15 protein-coding genes are annotated in these 21,433 nt (G+C 49.8%); 3 read left to right on the top strand and 12 right to left on the bottom strand.

The genetic code is table 11. The annotated features are described in order from the left end of the window. Positions 1-170: 170 nt before the first annotated feature. The 4 genes from ACN4EG_RS05215 to pyrR form a co-directional block, all read right to left on the bottom strand. Positions 171-2,180 (bottom strand): amylo-alpha-1,6-glucosidase, encoded by a 2,010-nt coding sequence (locus ACN4EG_RS05215; RefSeq protein WP_431628166.1) that lies wholly within the window; start codon positions 2,178-2,180, stop codon positions 171-173. Between the two features lie 264 nt (positions 2,181-2,444). Further along, the gene (sir, locus tag ACN4EG_RS05210) at positions 2,445-4,742 is read right to left on the bottom strand and encodes a sulfite reductase, ferredoxin dependent (protein ID WP_431628165.1); all 2,298 of its coding nucleotides are present in this window, start codon (positions 4,740-4,742) and stop codon (positions 2,445-2,447) included. 515 nt (positions 4,743-5,257) lie between these two features. Further along, on the bottom strand, positions 5,258-6,322 hold the full coding sequence (gene fni, locus ACN4EG_RS05205; RefSeq protein ID WP_431628164.1) for a type 2 isopentenyl-diphosphate Delta-isomerase: 1,065 nt from the start codon (positions 6,320-6,322) through the stop codon (positions 5,258-5,260). Positions 6,323-6,484: 162 nt separating this feature from the next. Continuing rightward, a complete protein-coding gene (gene pyrR / locus ACN4EG_RS05200) occupies positions 6,485-7,021 on the bottom strand; it encodes a bifunctional pyr operon transcriptional regulator/uracil phosphoribosyltransferase PyrR (protein WP_431628163.1) in 537 nt (178 codons plus the stop codon). Positions 7,022-7,102: 81 nt separating this feature from the next. Between pyrR and ACN4EG_RS05195 the strand changes: the two genes are divergently transcribed. Beyond that, positions 7,103-8,044 (top strand): nucleoside hydrolase, encoded by a 942-nt coding sequence (locus tag ACN4EG_RS05195; protein WP_431628161.1) that lies wholly within the window; start codon positions 7,103-7,105, stop codon positions 8,042-8,044. A gap of 40 nt (positions 8,045-8,084) precedes the next feature. On the opposite strand, the gene ACN4EG_RS05190 is transcribed toward ACN4EG_RS05195, so the two are convergent. The 4 genes from ACN4EG_RS05190 to ACN4EG_RS05175 all read right to left on the bottom strand — a co-directional run bounded on the left by ACN4EG_RS05190 (position 8,085) and on the right by ACN4EG_RS05175 (position 12,763). Then, positions 8,085-9,266, bottom strand: coding sequence for a sensor histidine kinase (locus ACN4EG_RS05190; protein WP_431628160.1), 1,182 nt, complete (start codon positions 9,264-9,266; stop codon positions 8,085-8,087). 6 nt (positions 9,267-9,272) lie between these two features. Further along, positions 9,273-10,424, bottom strand: coding sequence for an FIST signal transduction protein (locus tag ACN4EG_RS05185; RefSeq protein ID WP_431628159.1), 1,152 nt, complete (start codon positions 10,422-10,424; stop codon positions 9,273-9,275). Between the two features lie 125 nt (positions 10,425-10,549). Continuing rightward, positions 10,550-11,971: an argininosuccinate lyase gene (gene argH / locus ACN4EG_RS05180; RefSeq protein WP_431628158.1), complete on the bottom strand. Its 1,422-nt coding sequence runs from the start codon at positions 11,969-11,971 to the stop codon at positions 10,550-10,552. A gap of 276 nt (positions 11,972-12,247) precedes the next feature. After that, positions 12,248-12,763, bottom strand: a complete 516-nt coding sequence (locus ACN4EG_RS05175; RefSeq protein ID WP_431628157.1) for a hypothetical protein — start codon at positions 12,761-12,763, stop codon at positions 12,248-12,250. A gap of 671 nt (positions 12,764-13,434) precedes the next feature. Here ACN4EG_RS05175 and ACN4EG_RS05170 point away from each other — a divergent pair. Together ACN4EG_RS05170 and dnaK are read left to right on the top strand one after the other, a co-directional pair. Then, entirely contained in the window at positions 13,435-13,929 is a 495-nt protein-coding gene (locus ACN4EG_RS05170; RefSeq protein ID WP_431628156.1) for an Hsp20/alpha crystallin family protein, read from the top strand. A gap of 278 nt (positions 13,930-14,207) precedes the next feature. Further along, positions 14,208-16,115, top strand: coding sequence for a molecular chaperone DnaK (gene dnaK, locus ACN4EG_RS05165; RefSeq protein ID WP_431628155.1), 1,908 nt, complete (start codon positions 14,208-14,210; stop codon positions 16,113-16,115). A 245-nt stretch (positions 16,116-16,360) separates the two neighbouring features. Here the strand turns inward: dnaK and ACN4EG_RS05160 are convergent, their stop codons facing one another. The 4 genes from ACN4EG_RS05160 to ACN4EG_RS05145 all read right to left on the bottom strand — a co-directional run bounded on the left by ACN4EG_RS05160 (position 16,361) and on the right by ACN4EG_RS05145 (position 21,228). Then, entirely contained in the window at positions 16,361-16,876 is a 516-nt protein-coding gene (locus ACN4EG_RS05160) for a 23S rRNA (pseudouridine(1915)-N(3))-methyltransferase RlmH (RefSeq protein ID WP_431628154.1), read from the bottom strand. After that, positions 16,860-17,399 carry a hypothetical protein gene (locus ACN4EG_RS05155; protein ID WP_431628153.1) on the bottom strand — a complete coding sequence of 180 codons (540 nt, stop codon included), beginning with the start codon at positions 17,397-17,399 and terminating at the stop codon, positions 16,860-16,862. The genes ACN4EG_RS05160 and ACN4EG_RS05155 overlap by 17 nt, the downstream gene beginning before the upstream one ends. A gap of 30 nt (positions 17,400-17,429) precedes the next feature. Further along, positions 17,430-19,580, bottom strand: coding sequence for a cation:proton antiporter (locus ACN4EG_RS05150; protein WP_431628151.1), 2,151 nt, complete (start codon positions 19,578-19,580; stop codon positions 17,430-17,432). A 427-nt stretch (positions 19,581-20,007) separates the two neighbouring features. Next, the gene (locus tag ACN4EG_RS05145) at positions 20,008-21,228 is read right to left on the bottom strand and encodes a glycosyltransferase family 2 protein (protein ID WP_431628150.1); all 1,221 of its coding nucleotides are present in this window, start codon (positions 21,226-21,228) and stop codon (positions 20,008-20,010) included. Positions 21,229-21,433: the final 205 nt, after the last annotated feature.

Genomic DNA, 21,433 nt, shown 5'->3' with positions numbered 1-21,433 from the left:
CCGCTTAATGTTCAACGCAGCAGGCTTGTGGAACTTCTACTTAGATGCAGCATAAGTTAGATAACAGTCAGGGCAAACCCTGTCCCAGAGCTGGTTTTATTTCCCAACAACTCTAATCTGGGAATTATGCTTAGATTGCTAGAATTACGCACTAATCAATCGCTAATGCTTCACTCAGAAAGCACGAACCAAGCCCGAAGAACTTCTGCAACTGTCCAAGCCTGAGCAAAGCAACCCCGTGGCGTCATTGGCGCATCCCCGTCAAAAATTTCGCTGAGACTACCTACTCCGTGATCCAATAGATGGTGGGCCATCGGTTGCAGAAATTGTAGCGCCGCTGCCGCATCCCCATACACCCGAAAATGCCCGATCGCGAACACGCCCAACAACCAACCCCAAACCGTACCCTGGTGATAGGCTCCATCCCGTTGCAACTGCGTCCCCCCATAATGGCCTTGGTAATGCGGATGGTCAGGACTGAGCGATCGCAGTCCATGGGAAGTCAGTAAATGTTGCGCACAGCGATCGACCACCGCTTTTTGTTGGTCAGGGTTGAGTAGGGCTGGAAAATCGGCTGTACCCAAGGCAGGTAAGGCGATCGCGAACAATTGATTCGGTCGCAACGTTGGATCTGCCCCCTCCGGCCCATCCAACACGTCATAGCAGTAACCTAACTCCGCATTCCAGAACTTGGCGAAATGGGTTTGAATCCGATCAGCAAGGGCGTCGTAGTCTTGGTGGGGTTGCTGGAGTTGCCGCGCAAATTTTGCCAGCGATCGCACGGCGTTGTACCAGAGGGCATTAATTTCGATCGGTTTACCAATGCGCGGTGTGACCACCCAATCGCCCACTTTTGCATCCATCCAGGTTAGCTGCACCCCCGGTTCTCCCGCATAGAGCAAGCCATCCTCCGGATCAACATGAATCTGATAGCGCGTTCCCTGGCAATGCCAATCAATGATCTCCTGCATTACTGGGAACAATTGTTTAAGTAAATCCTCGTCACCTGTTTGATAATAGTAAGCGCGAATCGCTTCGATATACCAAAGGGTCGCATCAACGGTGTTGTATTCAGGCACTTCCCCTGCATCGGGAAAACGATTGGGAATCATGCCCCGATCGACATACTTAGAAAACGTCAGTAGAATCGATTGCGCAATATCTGGACGGCCTGTACAGAGCGTTAATCCCGGCAAACTAATCATCGTATCCCGGCCCCAATCGCTGAACCAGGGATAGCCTGCAATAATTGTTTTTCCCGTTGGGAAATCTGGTGTTGCACGATCGACGATAAACTGATCAGCAGCCAAAATTAACTGCTCTATCCAATCGGGTATGGACTGGTTCGGAACCTTTGAGCGGGCTGTGGTCAGTAACGTTACTTCGTGGTGATGGCGATTTTGTCTGGCGGAATCCGGCACGATCGCGGTCTGAAGCTCAGTGCTCGCAACAATAGCGACAGATTCTCCAGGCTTCAACGTCACTTGAAAAGTAGCAGCATGGAGATGATGTTCCCGATCGCTTAAGCCTCGATACCGTTCTACCGCTAAATCAAACCCGTAATACCAGTTGTGGGCTGGGGTTGCCGTTGCCCGATCGCTCAGTAAATAAATGGGAGCAGCATCCGGGAACGCCTGAATTTTCACTCCCTGAATGGGTATTTCTGAATTAATCGATCGAACATCCATAGACCAAGCATTTTGCGTATCGCTATGGTAATCCCGATAATTGACTAAAACATTTGCCTGTAGCATCAACGGTTGCGTTGCCCGTAGTAAGCGATAGCTAATGTAAGTTGTATTCTCACCTTGCTGCATCCAAATTTGTTTTTCTAGCAATGCATCGGCACAGGCATAGCGCCAAGTGGGGATGCTACCCTCTAAGGCAAATTGCTCAATGTATTGATAGCCTTGGGGATGAATCGACCCATCTCGCCAAACATTTGTAGACAGTTCATAGCGACGATCGCCATAGCCAATCCGCTCCTCCACCTTGCTCACCAGAAGCGTGCGGCCCAAGGGCGGTTGGAGCGCTGCGATCAAGATTCCATGGTAGCGCCGAGTTAGCGAACCCGCGATCGTCCCTGCCGCATAGCCCCCAATGCCATTCGTAACAAACCACTCACGGGTACTAGCAATCTCCGATCGACCACAAATTTCCCGGCCCAATTGAATGCCCATTGACTGATTCCAGAATTGGATAGTTTTAGCATCGAGGATTTTGGCTAGATGCACGTGAGAAAAAGCTAAAGATTTGCTGAACTGTGGTTTCCACCAGAACGCAACTCAGAACCAACAAGCAAAAATAAAAAAAGGGCAGATGAATTCCGCCCTTGCCTCTTGATTCAATTGAACTTCTTGAAAGTCCCCCTTTTGTTGGCGCAGCCTCTCCGTAGGAGTTAGGGGAATTTAGGAATTGCAATCACAAATTGATTGAGCTTAAGCTTAAAACCCGCGCCCTTCCCAGCTAGAACCCGATGAAGGGAACGACGCAGAACTGAAGGATGATACAGTCGTCGTCTCCACAGGCGTTTCTGTAGCTTCTACCGTTTCTGCGGCTTCTGTTACAGACTCCACAGATGCAGTCTCCAAAGCTTCTGTAGCTTGTTCAGCAACTGGTTCGATCGCGAGTTCGATCGCGGGTTCGGTCGCGGGTTCAACCTCAGATTCTTCAGCGGATTCGATCGAAGCTGCGATCGCGGGCTCAGAAACCGTTGTAGTCTCTACCAACTCTGCATTTGCTAAATCATCATCAGCCTGAGCATTCACAGCCTGAATATCATCTGAATCCGTCACAGACTCAGAATAATCCGCCTCGACGGCAGCCACTTCAGCAATGGGATGTTGGCTGAGGTATTGATCAATGATTTCCGTAGCGAGTTCCGTCATGGAAACGCCCTTGGCTGCCGCTGCATCCTGCAACCGCAGATAGACCTCATCCCGCACCGTTACCCGTTTCCGGTGATCCAATGCTTTACCTTCCCGCCGCGCTGCATAGGTTACTGCAAATTGGCGAATGGCATCAAAGCCAACCCGATCGCAGAAATCCCCAAAACTTTCTGTCTTTTTCCGACGCTTTTTGAACAAAGCAAAGGCTGGTTCCAGCGTCTTTTCCAAGTCATCGAGATGCATTTTCTCGACATATACCTGGGACAAACGGGTTTGGTTTGGCGCAGCCCCTAGCCACAGTTGATACTGGTTTGGCCCGTTGCCCACCAAGCCCAGTTCCGCCAAGTAGGGACGGGCACAGCCGTTGGGGCAACCCGTAATGCGGGTGATGAAATACTCTTCTGGCAGCCCAACTTTGGTGAGTACTGCCCGAATGCGCGTCAGAATGTCCGGCAAAATTCGCTCGGCTTCAGTATTGGCCAAACCACACAGCGGCAGCGCAGGGCAGGCCATGGAATAGCGCACCAGCGTATCGATTTCGTCTTCCCGTTTGATACCGTGATCCGCCAAGATTTGCCCGATCTCCGCCCTATCTTCCGGACGAATATCGTACAGGATGGCGTTTTGGCTAGGAGTTAGCAGCATCGGTAGCTGATAGGTGGAAACCAAGGTTTTCAGCGCAGACTTGAGGCGCAATTCCCCCTCATCTTTGACCCGACCGTTTTCGATCGAAATCCCAACAAACCACTTACCATCTCCCTGTTCATGCCAACCCAGGAAATCTTCATACTGCCAAGCGGGAAGTTTGGCCAACGGCTGCAAGGCTTTCCCGAAATACTCTTCCACCTTGGCTTTAAAGGTATCAACGCCCCATTCATGGATCAGGTATTTCAACCGAGCATGGCGACGATCGGTACGATCGCCATAATCCCGTTGAGTTGCCACGATCGCCTTGATCGCTTCGTACACATCTGCCGCTTCTACATAACCGATCGGATCAGCAATCCGGGCAAAGGTTTCTTCCTTGCCGTGGGTACGACCCAAACCGCCGCCTGCGTAGATATTAAAGCCCTGTAGCTGACCAGCGTTATTGCAAATCACCACCAGCGACAGGTCTTGGGAGAACAAATCAACGGAATTATCCCCCGGCACCGTCACGCAAATCTTGAATTTCCGGGGCATGTAGTGGGTGCCATAGATCGGCTCCACGGAATCGGGGAAGGTCGATCCATTCTGGTGAGTCTGCCGCGCAGCAATCACGTCAGGATGCTCTTCGCCGGAGACCACTTTTTCCCCATCCAGCCAAATTTCGTAATAGGCTCCGGTTTGGGGCGTCAGCAAGTCCGCAATCCGATTGGCATATTCCCGCGCTAATTCGTATTCAGGACGGTTGCGGAAGGGTGCAGGCGGAGCCATCACATTACGGTTAACATCTCCGCAGGCCGCCAGGGTAGATCCCATACTGTGGGCGATCGACGCGATCGTAGCCTTTAAATTCTTTTTCAGCACCCCGTGGAGTTGGAATCCTTGTCGGGTGGTGGCTCGCAGGGTATGGTTGCCGTACTCGTCAGAGAGGCGATCGAGGGTGAGATATAACTGCGGTGGGATGAAGCCTCCGGGACTGCGCGTCCGCAGCATCATTTGATAGTCTTTTTCCTGACCTTTAACGCGGTTCTCGCGGTTATCTTGCTGATAGGAACCATGGAATTTGAGGAGTTGAATCGCATCCTCAGAAAAATAATTGAGATCATTCTGTAACTCGCTGGCGAGGGGCTCCCGCAGGAAGTTACTTCTTTCCTTGATGCCTTCTACCTTAGAAGGTTTTTTCTCAAGGGCTGGTGTATCAGGTGTCATGACCATGGCTGTGATGCAAGGGGGACATCCCCGGTAAGTCTATCGGAATTATGATGAATCCGATCTTACCATTACGGATCCACTGATCGCCATAAATTACAGAATCTTTTGGAATTCCCTTAGAGTTTGCAGGCAAGCTAACAAGCTAATGGATTGCGATCGCGGAGCCTGAGCTTTTTGCAAAATTACCCCGATCATTATCACCCCCCAACAGCATTCTTTGTACATTCAGCAGCAAATCTTCAATGGTGAATCTTCCAAAGAAATCTGCGAGGGGCAATTGACAAGAAGTCGATCGTAATCAAGCTAATCCCGATCGACCCACCATTTTTCTAGCAGTCTGGTTCCAGAGCCAGATTCTAGGGCGACAGACTCTGAAAGGAAAAAAGGCAGATTTAATACCAAATTGATTCATTAATGCTACAGATCCGATCCCCCCTACCCCCCTTAAAAAGGGGGGAATTCAGTCAAATTCTTTCAAAGTCCCCCTTTTTAAGGGGGATTTAGGGGGATCGTTATGTGTTGCAATCACCAGTTGATTTGGTATAAGCAATCCGGCACAGTAGGTTCGATCGCCGTAGGTCTTGCAGGCTAGCACTTCCGGTACAGAATAGCGTGGTTGCAATTTCTGCAAATAAAATATCAACTAATTCATGGAGAGCCGCTTCTGAATCATTGGCCGCTTGTAAAAAGGGCAAGGCCAAGCCGCCCAGATCAGCCCCAAGGGCGATCGTTTTCGCGACATCTAATCCGGTGCGTAATCCGCCAGAGGCAATCAAGGGAATCTCTGCGTCCACCCCGCGCACCTGCACCACACAATCCGCCGTCGGTAGTCCCCAATCCGCAAAGGTGGCTCCCAAGCGCCGTTGTTTTGCATCCTCAGCCCGTCCCGCTTCCACCTTGGCCCAGGAGGTTCCCCCAGCCCCGGCCACATCGATCGCGCCAACCCCTGCTTGGATCAGTTGTTTTGCCATGGTCGCAGAAATGCCATTGCCCACTTCCTTCGCAATTACAGGAACGGGTAATTGGTCACACAGCAGCGCAATTTTTTCCAACAGTCCCGCAAAATTACGATCGCCCCGCGTTTGCACCGCCTCTTGCAGGGGATTCAGGTGCAGAATTAAGGCATCCGCTTCCAACAGGTCGATCGCCTTGCGGCATTGCTCTAAACCATAGTGATAATTTAGTTGCACGGCTCCGATATTGGCCAGCAGGAGCGCATCCGGTGCCAGTTTGCGGATTTGAAAACTATCGGCTACCTCCGGTTTTTCGATCGCCACCCGTTGGGAACCGACCCCCATAGCCAAGCGATATTCCTGGGCGATCGTCGCCAAGCGATAGTTAATGAGTTTCGCCAGTTCCGTTCCACCCGTCATGGAGGAAATCAGAATGGGCGCATTCAACTGCTTACCTAGAAATTGAGTAGACAGGTCGATCTCGTCATAGTTCAATTCCGGCAGGCAAGCATGGGTAAAGCGATAGTTTTCTAACCCGCTAGTGGTTTCCCGGCATTGCACATCCTCTTCAAGACATACACGAAGGTGATCGGCTTTACGATTTTGCGTTTCTTGGGAAGACATGAATTTTCATGGGCTAAAACAACATATTTAATAATCTACTCGTGAATGCTAGCGATAATAAAAGTGGAAGCAAATTTCTAATAATTATCCTAGTAGTCACGAAATATCACGAAAAGACAAACAAGAGTTCATCTATGCCAGCGCTAGATCCACTTCTTGCATTTAAACTTTCAGTAACTCAACGCCTTCGCGTCCATCAATCTCTTGAAGATAGACCTTGACAACTTCTTCTTTTGAAGTGGGTAAAACTTTGCCAACAAAATCTGGTTGAATCGGCACTTCCCGATGGCCCCGATCGATCATCACCGCCAGCCGAATAATACTGGGACGGCCATAGTCGTTAATGGCATCCAACGCCGCACGAATCGTCCGCCCTTTGAAAATCACATCATCCACCAGCACCACGGTTTTGCCCGTTAGGTCAAAGGGAATTTCCGTTTTTTCCGGCGTCCGCACACCAATACGATCGAGATCATCCCGATAGAACGTAATATCCAATGATCCCAACGGCACCTCCACCTGCTCCAAAACCGCAATTTGCTCGGCCAAATCCTTCGCTAGGGGGACACCCCGGGTCCAAATTCCCAAAAGCACTAAATTGGACAAATCACCGGATTTCTCAACAATCTGTGAAGCCAGACGAGTCAGGGTTCGCCGCACTTCTTGGGCAGAAAGAATTTCGATCGCGTCAACGGTCATGGGTTGGGTGCCAGTTCAAAATAGACAGTTCAAAATAGACGATGGAAAGTCACGTATGCAAAGGGTAGGGCTTAATTCTCTATGGTGCCACAACCGTTGATCATTGATTGTGATCCAGGCGTCGATGACGCGATCGCACTTCTGCTAGCATTCGCCTCGCCGGAATTGCAAATCCTGGGAATTACCACCGTCGCTGGCAATGTTCCCCTACACCACACCCAAACCAACGCGCGGAAAATTTGCGAATTAGCAAACGTAAGTCACATTCCCATTTTTGCGGGCTGTCCTCGGGCGCTGTTGCGATCGACCCTGGAAACGGCGGAATATGTCCACGGAGCCACGGGCCTAGGGCAAATTACGCTGCCAGAACCGCAGTTACCCTTGCAAGCACAGCACGGGGTAGATTTTCTGATCAAGACCCTGCTAGCCGCCCCGGAACCCCTGAAGATCGCCACCCTGGGGCCTTTGACCAATTTAGCGATCGCGCTGATTCAGGAACCCAAGATTACCTCACAGATTCGGGAAGTAGTGATGATGGGGGGAGCCATTACCCACGGCAACGTCACCCCGTCAGCGGAATTTAACATCTACACCGATCCCCACGCCGCCGCCGTAGTCTTGACCGCAGGATTGAACCTGACCCTCATCAGCCTGGATGTCACCCACCAAGCGATTGCCAATCCCGAACGGGTCAGTAAAATTCGCGCCCTGGGCGATCCGATCGGCTCCACCGTAGCTACCTTATTGACCCAGTACAGCAGCCACGACATAGGACAATACGGCTTTGCCGGAGCCCCCCTGCACGACCCCTGTGTCATTGCCTACCTGCTGCGTCCTGATTTGTTTACTGCTCGGCCCTGTTTTGTCGAAATTGAAACCAAGAGTGAAGAGAGCTTAGGCAGAACGATCGTTGATTGGTATGGCGTTTCGGGCAAAGCAGCTAATGTGAATGTAGTAGCGACGATCGACAGTGACGGATTTTATCAATTATTAACAGAACGATTGGCCCAATTACCCGACTAGGCCAGTATGGCCACAGGGACAGTCAGCGCAAGATTCTGAATTAAAGGGATATCTGCTCAAGTTCAACTTTACCAGCCACTGCTGAGCTAATCAGTTCAGCAGTCTCCGTACTCTCAGCAGTCTGTGTACTGAAAGCAGGTTCTTGGATCAAAGATTGCCGTGAGGGAATAGAAATTATAAATTCGGTTCCCTGACCTAGCTCAGAAATACATTCCAATCGACCATTATGTTTTTCAGTCACAATCTGATAACTGATCGATAATCCCAGTCCCGTTCCTTTCCCCACTGGCTTCGTGGTGAAAAAGGGATCAAACAACTGCTGAATCACTTCCGGCGCAATACCAGGGCCATTATCTTGAAAACAAATTTGTACCTGCTGATCTTCATCCAGCAATTTTGTCTTAATCGTCAAGACAAGGGGGGGAGAGGGGCAATGGGTTGGCCCGTTTTTGATCTCCACAAAATACTCTTCCAGCGCATCGATCGCATTGCTCATGATGTTCATAAACACCTGATTGAGCTGCCCTGCATAGCATTCGATTTCTGGGATGTCGCCATACTGCCGAATCACCTGAATTCTGGGACGATGGGGCTGAGGCTTCAGACGATGTTCCAAAATCGTCAGCGTGCTGTCTAAGCCATCATGGAGATCAACCGCCTTCACTTCCGATTCATCCATCCGCGAAAACGTCCGCAGCGACAGGACAATTTCTTTAATCCGCTCTGCCCCCATTTTCATGGAATTCATCACATTGGGCATATCAGACTTCATGAATTCCAGATCGATCGATTCAATAAAATCTTGGATTTCAGGTTTCGGATCAGGATCGTTCTTTTGATAGAGATCCACTAGATGCAACAAATCCTGCGCATATTGGTTGGCATAGTCCAGATTGCCGTAGATAAACCCCACTGGATTATTAATTTCATGGGCAACGCCAGCCACCAACACCCCTAATGCTGACATCTTTTCAGTCATCAGCATTCGAGTTTGCATGCCTTGCAGATCATGGATGGCCTGTTCAAGGGCTTGGCTGCGTTCTTCCAACATATTTTGGGATTCTCGCAGTTCCTTGATCGTCGTACTTAGAACAGCTTCAGCCCGACGCCGACTTTCCTCCACCTGCAAGCGGCTTTGCTGAGCCCGATCGAGTTTTTTTTGAAGAATGCGGTTTGCTTTCTCCAATTCTTGAATTCGTTGAGTTGCCTCACAATCAGTCACTACTAATTACTCCACACCCAGTAGCAATGTTACTAAGGTTTCTTGGTGATAGAACGCCTCTCCCCCCGGTGCGAGGGGACTGATTTCACCGTAAGTATAAAAGCCGATCGTGGGTGTTGCCGAGCCGATCGATTGTTGCCCTAACTCATATTCTTCGCAGGTTCGTGTTCCCAATAACCGTCGTCTTGCTGCACAGGAAAAGAGAAAAATAGCCGCAGGTTGCTCACCGGGATAGTAACTTCGGGCTTTTTCGATCGAGGTTTTTGTGGCAGCAATAATGTCGTCACAGGTGGTGTGGGTAATTTGTACCGTGGCTCCCTCAGGCACATCCCCCATAAACAAAATCGTGCCTTGCTCCCGATCCCAGGCATTGGAAGCCCGCAGATAAAACTCATCACTCACTTGGTCAAACACCGCCAGCGGGTATTCCCCAGATACGGTTAAGCCGTTTAAATAATGGTCATAAAACTCAACGGCAGGCCGATGATCAATTTCATAGACCAATGCCCCCTCCGCCTTCGTCACCACCGCCTTGCGGCTCATCGGGTACCAACCACTAGCCACCCCATGGGAAAACTTGAGATCGCCGGAGAACAGCAATACCACGATCGCATCACTGAGTACCTGATCACCAAAGAACTGATAGGTCTGACTAAAATTCCACTGATCGCCAGCCGTTCCCCCTACGATCGCCACCTCTGGGCCTAGGGCTTGCTTGAGCCCCGAAATCGCTGCCACACCACTCACCGTCATACCATCGGGAATGGTAATACACAGTTTTGGATCTCCCGGATTCCCCGCGCATGCTTGCTCCACCGCAGCACGGGACGCGGCCTGTACATTCTGGGACACATTTACCCCGACCCCCGCTCGAATGTTCACTGTATCGGAACAAAACAGCATGAGGGTGATGGAATCCTCCTCAAATCCCAGCACAGAAGACATTTCGCCATCGGTTGTCCCCCCAATTAGTTGCAAATCGGGAAAGGTTTCCTGCAAACGAGCGAGGAGGAGGGCATGGTCAAAGTCAAGGGCCGCCAGCAAAAGTCCTGCCTGGGGCTGAACCCCGTCTAAATCCCCAAGACACTGGTCAATCACTTCCTGAATGGCGCTGGGAGAATCTGGATCATTACTGTGTGCGACAACAACTTTAAACATAGGGGCAGTCCCACGTCAGTGAAAGAACTTGTAAGGCTTGACTTTCTAGTCGATAGCTACTACTAGATTGCCCTCAACAGGAAAAAATTCGACAGCCCTACCGTTAGAACTAGGGTTTTATAGAACTAGGGGTTGAGCCGTTGTTGCACTGTAGAAATCGCTTGGCGCACCTGTTCAAATCCGGTTCCACCAAAGCTATTACGAGCTGCAACGACCTGTTGAGGGGCGATCGCGTCATAGATGTCCTGTTCAAAGGCGGGATGGAGTTCCTGCCATTCCGCCAGGGTTAAGTCTTTGAGCAACTTATTAGCTGCAAGACAAGTCCGCACTACTTTTCCAACCAAATTATAGGCTTCCCGGAAAGGAACCCCTTTGGTGGCCAGATAATCGGCCACGTCCGTTGCATTGGAAAAGTCTTCTGCCACGGCGGCGGCTAAACGCTGGGGTTTAAACACTAACCCTTCCTCAAACAAAATGGTCATCGCTTCCAGACAAGCCTGCACCGTTTTTACCGCATCGAACAAACCCTCTTTATCTTCCTGAAAATCCTTGTTGTAGGCCAGGGGTAAGCCCTTGATCACCACCAGCATGGCTTGCAAGTGACCAAAGACGCGCCCCGTTTTGCCCCGCACCAGTTCAGGCACATCAGGATTTTTCTTCTGAGGCATGATACTGGATCCCGTGGCGCAGGAATCGGTCAGGCTAATGAAGCCAAATTCCTGGGAGGCCCAGAAAATAACTTCCTCGGACAGTCGGCTGAGGTGCGCCATGATCAAGCTGGCAGCGGCGAGAAATTCCACGACAAAATCCCGATCGCTGACGGCATCCAAGCTGTTGCTATAGACGCCCGCAAAGCCCAGCAGTTCTGCGCTGTAATGGCGATCGATGGGAAAGGTGGTTCCTGCTAGGGCACCTGCCCCCAGGGGACAGAGGCTAACCCGCTTGAGCACGTCCTCTAACCGCTGGCGATCGCGCTCGGCCATCTCAACATAGGCCAGCAAGTGGTGCGCCAGACTAATGGGCTGCGCCCGTTGCAAATGGGTATAACCGGGGATCAGGGTTTCAACATGCTGTTGGGCATGGGACAGTAAAGCCCGTTGGTAGGTCTGGAGCTGTTGCTGAATTTGCTGGATTTGATCCCGCAGATAGAGACGGGTGTCCGTTCCCACTTGGTCATTGCGCGATCGAGCAGTGTGGAGCTTTTTTCCGACATCACCCACTAGGGCCGTCAGTCGCCGTTCCACCGCGAAGTGCACGTCTTCATCTTCGATCCCCGGTTGGAACTGTCCCGAGCGGTATTCCTGGCGGATTTGCTCTAGCCCTTGCACCAGTTGCTCAGCTTCTTCAGAAGAAATAATGCCTTGTTTCGCCAGCATTTTGGCATGGGCTTGGGAACCAGTCAGATCGTATTCAATCAGCTCAATATCAAAACCGATGCTGGCATTAAATTTCGCGATCGCGGGATGAAGCGTCCCCTCAAATCGCTGGCTCCAAGTTTGCGAGGACGAATTCGAAGAAGAAGGTTGGTCAGGAGAATTTGACTGCACGGTGGGAAGGCTGCGCTAACAACAGCCGTTGATTATCCCGAAAAGAGGGGGCAAGGGGCAAGATGCTAAAGCGAGAGAAGAGAGTAAATTGGGCCTTGGCAATGGGAACGTTTTCGCCATTTTTGACAATTCTCAAGTTACTCTCCCATCACAGACGCCTACACAGCTTACTAGGCAGCAGGAATTGGATCAGCAGGGATTGGACAAGCAGTACCGTTGGGCATTAAATCACTAGACATTAAACCACTAGACATTAAACCACCGGGCAATTAGAGATCAACCAAAACTGGTAAAGGTTTTAATCAAGTAACCAAAAATAATCCCAATTAAAAAAGCCCAAACTTGTCCCGTTTTGACAAAGCGGTTCCAAGCTTTGCTTACATCACCTGCAAAGTCAGGCTCTTTAAACTGCTGCGCCACCCCCGTCCAGTCATCAGGCAGGGCGGGTAAATGCAGGTGGAGGGATTGGATAGCGTCCCCTAGGTGGGAGATGGTGAAGTGAGAGGGGTTGAAATGCGAAAAATCTAGGGTCGCCAGATCAGCACTGTAATGAGTTAAGGTTTGCACCACATCAACCATCATGTTTGGAATCTCCTCGATCGCGACAAGCCTACAATCAATGATTTGCAATTTTGCTACCAGTCTACAGCGAGCAGAGAAATTCGGCGCAAACGATAGAATAAATTCGCGGATGGAGGCCCTGAATGTTGGACAGGTGGAAGCCTTGCCCAGCCCTGTAGAGGCCAGTTGCAATCTATAGCGAGAATCTTGCTTCCACAAAGCTTGTAGCATAGTTCAAGAATTCGCCTTGAACAGATCTCCCAGAAAGGATGACAGTAAAAATTCCCAATGGGTTCTATACCAACTATCCCTACTCCTCCTAGCTAATCGCAGACTCGATCGACCTACACGAATTCTCTCCCGTTACAAATATTTTGCCCATCCGGCGCTAAATATTCCAGAAATCCTGTATAGAGCAAATTTTGCAGGGATAGCCCGTTGAAATCCCCCTGGGATTAGGTTTGCGCTTTCAGACAATGATTCCAAAGGTGCGATCGTCTTAAACTTCACAGCGATCCAGGTCAATCCCCCGGCTAGAGGTATCCAATCGTTCGGTTGCCCCCCTTGTAATTTCGGTTGTTACGACTCCTATAGAATTTACGATCGTGACACGATTCGGCAACTTCCACCATATTCATTACGGTTGTCCTCAATACTTCTTTCAGCGATGTCGTTTAGATTAGTTACATCAACAACGAAGCACCTAACAACTTAAGTTCTACCAAGATTTGTAGTTGTGTCATGGTTCTCGGTGCGACGGAGTTGATACAACAGATTGAACTCAAGAAAATGGCCGCAGCGCCTACTTAATCTACTCTCTTTTTAAGGTGTACGTGATGTATCGGTTGGTTTCTCCTCGCTATATTCAACGGTCTATTCAAAATCCTTCTGGAGGTAACACCATGTCTTTGATGCGTTGGCAACCCTGGCAAGAACTGGAAACCGTTCGTCGTCAACTGGATCAACTCTTTGACGAAATGGCACCCCTCAGCCGCGAAGGTCTGATGACCACTGTGAATCGGGCCGTACGGGTTCCAGCGATCGAACTGAAAGCCACAGATACCGAAGTCATTCTGAAGGCAGAAATTCCAGGAATTGCAGGTAAGGATCTGGATATTCAAGTCACACGCGAAGCTGTGTCAATCAAGGGTGAATATCAAGCCGAAGAAAAGTCCGAAGGCCAGCAAGTTTATCGATCGGAATTTCGCTATGGTAGTTTCCACCGCGTGATTCCCTTACCCGTGGAAGTGGACAATGAACAAGCCAAAGCGGACTTTACCAACGGTATTTTGACATTAACGCTACCCAGATTGACCGACGATCGCCATAAGGTCGTGAAGGTCGCGATCGGAACCACCCCCGCAGAAGCGCCCGTGGCCGAAAGCACGGAAGGCTAACACCAACTTGCCGGGACTGGTCAATCATTCTGTGAGCCGTCCCGGCGGTCTCTGCGGAACCGCCCTCGGTCAGGTTCGGTAAATACCCCTTCATCAAATCCCCCAAGCCGCCCACCATATTAGGGTGAGGGGATACATTGCCCGGAGTACTTCGAGTTTATTTCGACAGTGCAGGGCAGCCCTGGTGCGAATCTTCCCACGCGACGCACCCCAGATAGGTTTCTTAACCCCCTAATCAACGTAACGGACAGTTTTCAATTGGAGTCGAACTTAGCCCTATGGGAAAAGTAGTTGGAATTGACTTAGGTACTACAAACTCTTGCGTCGCTGTGATGGAAGGTGGCAAGCCCACCGTAATTGCGAACGCAGAGGGTTTTCGCACCACCCCCTCGGTAGTGGGTTTTGCTAAGAATGGCGATCGCTTGGTGGGCCAAATTGCCAAGCGCCAAGCCGTGATGAATCCTGAAAATACGTTTTATTCGGTCAAGCGTTTCATTGGTCGTCGCTACGATGAAGTGACCCACGAAACCACCGAAGTTCCCTATAAAGTGCTGAACAATGGTGGAAACGTCCGTTTGGACTGCCCTTCCCAAGGCAAGCAATTTGCCCCGGAAGAAATTTCCGCCCAAGTCCTGCGCAAGCTCAAGGAAGATGCCAGCAAGTATCTGGGCCAAGAAGTGACCCAAGCGGTAATTACCGTTCCGGCTTACTTCAACGACTCCCAGCGTCAAGCCACCAAGGACGCCGGTAGAATTGCGGGTCTGGACGTGCTGCGGATCATCAACGAACCAACAGCAGCGTCCCTAGCCTATGGCTTAGATAAGAAAGCCAACGAAATCATCCTGGTCTTTGACTTGGGGGGGGGTACCTTTGACGTTTCCATCCTGGAAATTGGCGACGGTGTCTTTGAGGTTATGGCAACCTCCGGTGACTCCCACCTCGGTGGTGACGACTTCGACAAGAAGATCGTGGACTACATGGCCGCTGAGTTCCAAAAGGCTGAAGGCATTGACCTGCGTAAGGACAAACAAGCCCTGCAACGGCTGACGGAAGCCGCAGAAAAGGCCAAGATTGAACTGTCCAGCGTCACCCAAGCGGACATCAACCTGCCCTTCATTACCGCGACCCAGGACGGGCCCAAGCACCTGGAATTGACCCTGACCCGTGGCAAGTTTGAGGAACTGTGTGCTGATCTGATCGATCGCTGCCGCATTCCTGTGGAAAAAGCCCTTGCTGACGCCAAGTTGAGCAAGGATCGGATTGATGAAGTTGTCCTCGTAGGTGGTTCCATTCGGATCCCTGCGGTGAAGCAACTGGTGAAGACAGTTTTGGGCAAAGAACCCAACGAAAGTGTGAACCCCGATGAAGTGGTCGCCATGGGTGCGGCTATTCAAGGGGGCGTGCTGTCCGGTGAAGCGGGTACTGAAGGACTGCTGCTGCTGGATGTGACCCCACTGTCCTTGGGTGTGGAAACCCTAGGCGGCGTGATGACCAAGATCATTCAACGCAACACGACTATTCCGACTAAGAAGTCGGAAGTCTTTTCCACCGCTGTGGATGGCCAATCCAACGTGGAAATCCACGTCCTGCAAGGGGAACGGGAAATGGCCAACGATAACAAGAGCTTGGGAACCTTCCGATTGGATGGCATTCCTCCGGCTCCCCGTGGCGTGCCTCAGATCGAAGTCACCTTTGACATCGACGCTAACGGCATTCTCAGCGTGACTGCGAAGGACAAGGGCACTGGTAAGGAACAAACCATCAGCATCACTGGTGCATCCACCCTGGATAAGACCGAAGTTGAGAAGATGGTGCGCGATGCCGAACAAAACGCTTCGGCGGACAAAGAGAAGCGCGATCGCATCGATCTGAAGAACCAAGCAGATTCGCTGGCCTACCAAGCTGAGAAGCAAATGAGCGATCTGGGCGATAAGGTACCTGCGGCGGACAAGTCCAAAATCGAAGGCTTGGTCAAGGAACTGCGGGATGCCATCCAAGCGGAAAACTTCGACACTATTCAATCGAAGAAGAACGAACTGGAGCAAGCGCTGTATCAAGTAAGCTCTAACATCTATCAGCAAGCTGGCGGTGACGCTGAGGCTGCGGGTGGTGAGGCTCCTGGTGGTAGCGGTTCTGCACCCAGTGGGGATGACGTGATCGATGCAGATTTCACGGAATCCAAGTAGAAGTGAATTGCAGGGAATCTTAGTAGACTGTCTGTTCGATCGCTACGGAGATGAGTCCCTCCAATCCGCTCAGTAAGTGAATCTAGGTATCAGTTAAGGGTGAGTTGTATAACTCGCCCTATTTTTTTGAGTATTGATTTCCCAAAAATGCAGTTACTGGGTCGTGCAGTGGAGTGGGCGGGATAGGGTCGATCACCATGAGCTGCGCGTTTTTGAGGCTTGCTCCATTTCAGGATTGACCCACTTCACTTGTGATAATTGCCATTTGTTGCGATCGAGATGGCGCGATAAACTTGCTCGATTAGTAATAACCGTGCCATGTCATGGGTAAAGGTCATGGGAGAAAGGGCGAGGGTATAATCGGCAGCCTTTTCTAACTCAGGGGTAATGCCGTCGGAAGAGCCAATCACAAACACCAACGATTTATCGAGGGCTTGCTGTTGGATAAACTGGGAAAAGGCGATCGAATCCAGCAACTTGCCCCGTTCAGTCAAGACAATTAATTGGTCTTGAGCTTTCAAATGGGGCTGAATTTCAGCGAAGGTTGTACGTTGATTTGAGTCTTTAATTTCAGTGATATTTAGACCTGGTAGGCGTTTGAGATATTCCTGAATCCCTGCCTGAATCCAACTATATTTGACTTTACCAACGGCTACAATTTTGAGTTTTCGCTGCAACACCCGATCGTATCCCTTCACAACATCACAGATTCCACCATAACAAGAACGGGGGACACCCTGAGGATTAATGGGCTTTTTCAAAACCAGTATCAGTAGAGGAGTCCACAATTTTTTGAGCCGTAAAGGAAATGCCTGTTGGGGAACTTTGGGCATTCGGGCAGGTTAGTTGACCTTGCAGCATCAAGGGTTGGCTGGATTCAACGGTAAAGGTTAAAGTCGTCGTACTCTGTGCTAATTGAGTAGGCGCTGTGACTTGATCAACTGACGAACCACAAATCACAGCAGAGATTGTCCCTACAAGCACCCAAGTCGTACCTTGCTTAACCCCACTCAGTGAGTGGGGCGTGGCTGCTAGATTGTTGGAATTCTTCGGTTTTGTGGCAGAGTAGAGGGCCCCATTTAGGTAAACTCCGGATTGATCTAGTTCTAGAATTTGTCCCTGGAGAGCAGCGGCTGAACTATTGACGATCGTGTATTTTCCAGCAATTTTTCTTTCCGGTTTCAGGCTGGCTTCACCATAATTACTGCAGACCGTAAATAAGCCTATAACTAACCCAATGGTCCCTAGATAAAACACTAAAGATTTGGCATTAAAGAAGCCCATCTTTCAACTCCAATTGCTGTTAACAAGCTCTTATAAAACATGATCCAAATGATGCGACGTAACCTGACTAAAACGGCGAGTAATCAACAACGAAGATCGACAACGAACGGCTAATTCATCGGTGTAGCGGCCTAGGGTCTGTTGTTCTAAGCCCCATTCACGACTAGCTCCCGCGATCGTTAAATCCACCGTTTGGGAGGCATCAATGACCGCATCGATGAGTGAAGTGGTCTGCATAACAGGGGTAGAAATTCGATCGCAAACAGTTGTAGGTAACTTTTCAAGCAGTTGGTTAAACTCATAGCTAAATTCAGTGGGTCGTCCATCCTGAAACACACGAAGTAATGTCAAATGACGATCGGGATGGCTGAACAATAACCGTAACGCTAATTCAATGCCTAACTCTGTATGAACATTAGGACTATAGGGAACTAGGAGCCGCAGTAATTGTTTCGGATGCCGATCGATAAATACAGCCACATCGACTGGCGCTGTATTCAAGATTTGTCCCACGCGCCCTCCTAGACGATTGCTGCTGAAGGCAGGCCGATGCCAACCCAGCAAAATCAAATTCATCTGTTCTCGTACCGCAATATCTGCCGTTGTTTGAGCTACATTATTGGACACTTGCACAATATTCGACACTTGCACCGGGAAAGGAACCGCCGCAGATAAACTCTCCAATTCCAGTTGCCCTACAATGGCACGGAGCTTGTCCTGCTGGGCACGAATTAATCGATCGGCTTCTTGGGGCAAACTCTCAAACACATAGTCCTGTTCTAGCTGAATCAAACTGAGTGGATAAACGGATGTAGTTTGCTGCTGGGAACGAGCAATTTCTAGGGCAAGTTGAATCAAACCTTGCTGACTTTTGGGATTCGCAACGGGAACCAAGATTTTGTATTGCGGCTCTTGCATAGGCTCTGTTACAGGCGCAAGCACCTCCGTTTGCATCATCTTTTTTGGATAGGTCCACTCCAGCAAAGGCGAAGTCATAAAGGTCGTTGTCAGCGCCATAATGACTAGCATTGTGAATAGCAATGGAGTAATAACCCCTAAACTCAAGCCAATATTTAAAACAATTAACTCCGTTAATCCCCGCGTATTCATCAACCAACCCAGGGCCGAAGCATCACGATTCGACAACCCAGAAACCTTAGCCGCCGCAAAGGTTCCCGCATATTTCCCCACGATCGCCACCAACACCACTAATGCACATAACCCCCACAGTGGTGGACTATTCAGCAACCCAATTTGTGTACGTAGGCCACTGTAGGCAAAGAAAATCGGCAGTAAAAATGTTAGAACAAAGTCCTCCGTTTTTTGGGCAAGCTCCCGCACTAATCCTTCATGTTTAGGCATGACTGCACCTAACAAAAAGGCCCCAAAAATCAAATGAATCCCAATACTTTCCGTAATCAGTGCAGAAACAACGACACAAATATAAATGACTGCCAACATTGATTGGGTGAGTTTTCCTGTTCGGTTATACAAAACCGTAAATTGTCGCAATAAAGGCCGACCGACCCCAATCATTAATCCAATATACAGCGCAGCTTCTAGAATATTCGGAATGGCACCTACCATACTATTTGTACGGGTCACTGCGATCGCAACCAGTAACAAGCACCAAGCAGTCATATCGTCCACTGCCGCGCAGGTCAGTGCCAGTGCGCCAATACGACTATTTTGTAAATTATTTTCAGTAATAATCCGCGCAAGCACGGGAAAGGCTGTAATCGACATTGCTGCGCCTAAAAATAGGGCAAACGCAGTAAATGAAACCCCTTCATTGGCCACTAAGGGGTAGATAAACAGCGACAACAAAGTCCCCAAAGAAAATGGAACCAAAATACTAACATGGGACACCAACACAGCAGTATTCAATCTACCTTTGAGATATTTGGGATCCAGTTCCAGCCCAATCAGGAACATGAAAAAAATCAACCCAATTTGAGAAAGAATACCTAAAAAAGGAATCGTTTCCGGGGGGAATAAATTAGCCGCGATCGTCGGTGCAATTAGGCCAAACAACGATGGCCCTAGCATAATACCAGCCACAATTTCGCCAATCACCAAAGGTTGCTTAATACGGCGAAAGGCTAACCCAATGAGCCGAGAGAGGGCGATCACAAGAACGACTTGGATCAGGACTAGAACGATCGAGTCAAGATGCATCATCTAAATCCAACTACAGGGATCAACAGTCGTCAATACAACGCCGATCGGACAGTTTTGCTAACTTATCTAGCAACCCGACCTGAATTGTGAGTAAGCTATCCAAGGGCTACAAAGCTTTGAGCCGAATTCTGCTCCGCAATCAGATCGGGTTGCTATAGTGCAGTGTACTGACTTCCTACAGAAAGTTAAAAGTTCTATCAACAACAGTTTAGAGAGCGTGTTAGAGATCGTGAAATTGGTCAACTGATTTCGCCAGGGACTGATTCAATCCTTCGCCCATCCTGGACAGAGGAAACGAAGACCTTGAGTGACCGAGAAAATTCGCTGAGCAATCATATCCCCTGTTCACCCAGACCTAATCCATCCACCTACCCATCCCCTTTTGCTTGGGTGTTTTTAACGCTATTCCCTAGGGGATAAATCATCCTTAGCGTAGTTTCAAGGGGCGGCCTCGCCAAGTCCAACCCCAGCCCGTTTCCGTTTTAATAAGCGACACGATCGGGATCCAAAACACGATCAAACTGCCTAGCCAACCCAGCCACCAATAAGTTTTTGGAATCCCCAGAGTCATCTGTGTACGCTGCCGTAATTCGTATTGCCCATAGAGAATAAATAACGCAATCGCCGTATTGAGGCCCGCGAAACCCAACTGTAACCAGTCTTCCATCGATAGATCGCTCACTGTTGCCCATGCCATTCCTTGAGTTACTAACCCACCCAAGGCTGCTAAACTCGTCCACCAGGGTAAAACAAAGACCATTCCCACGACATAGGCCGAATACAGCGTCGATCGCCAATTTCGTTCCGATCCGAGATGCCAGTTTTTTGTCCAACCTTCCCACAATGCCCCTAGGCTGCGATACATCCGCAATTCACCTAAAGCTGCCCCAGTCCCAAACCAGAGTTTCCAGCCTTGGCGCTTGATGCGTTTCCCCAACTCCACATCTTCCACAATCTCTGCTGCCACCGCCCGATGCCCCCCGATCGCATCATAGGCCGATCGACGAAATAACATAAAGGGGCCAACGGCAAATACCGCATCTTGGCTAGGATCATTCACTTCATTCTGTTTGAAACCCACCGCAAATAACTGCGCAATCATCGGCTGAGCCAGCCATTCCCCCCAGCAATCACAAACCAACGTCAGCCAGCAGGTTAACAAGTCCGCCTGCCGATCGAGGGCCTGCACCAACGCAGCTTCGATCGCCCCTCGCCGTAGCCGCACATCCGCATCCAAAAATAACAAATATTCTCCTTTGGCCCATTGAACCGCCTGGGCACAGGCCCAATTTTTTCCCATCCATGCTTCTCCCATTGGACGGGGTTGTCCTGCCAGAATATGCAGACGGGGATCTTGCAGCCTGTCTTGCAAGTTCTTGGCGATCGCCAGCGTCTGATCCGTTGATTGATCATCTACAACCCAGACTTCTAATTGCCCGATGGGTTGCTCAGAACTTTCCAAAATTGACAGTAAACAGCCCTCAATATTGACCGCCTCATTGTAGGCAGGCACAATCACCGACACCGAAGGTAAGGTGGAAAGCTCAGTCCCTTTTAGTTCAACGGATACAGGCTCTAGCTCCAAGGGGATCTGGAGTGCGCTACTTGCCTGAAGAGCCGGGTAAAATTGTCGCCGAAACGCTCCCATGGCGAACCCACTGATCAGCAGCAGACAAAAAATCACGAGACAAAAAATCAACAAGCCCCTGACCTCAAGGAATGGCGTAGACAAGCTAGAAACTCAATTTATCAATTTAGAAAATTTAACATTTTTTATAATTTTCCGGGGTGAAACCGTGTATTGCATCACTGACAAGCAGGATGTGAGTTTCTATAATTAAAAAACCTTAAAG

The sequence above is a fragment of the Alkalinema pantanalense CENA528 genome, assembly GCF_050753345.1.
GTDB classification, from domain to species: Bacteria; Cyanobacteriota; Cyanobacteriia; order Leptolyngbyales; family Leptolyngbyaceae; genus Alkalinema; species Alkalinema pantanalense.
The sequence above is the reverse complement of the archived record's forward strand: the minus strand, read 5'-3'. Positions and strand labels throughout refer to the sequence as shown.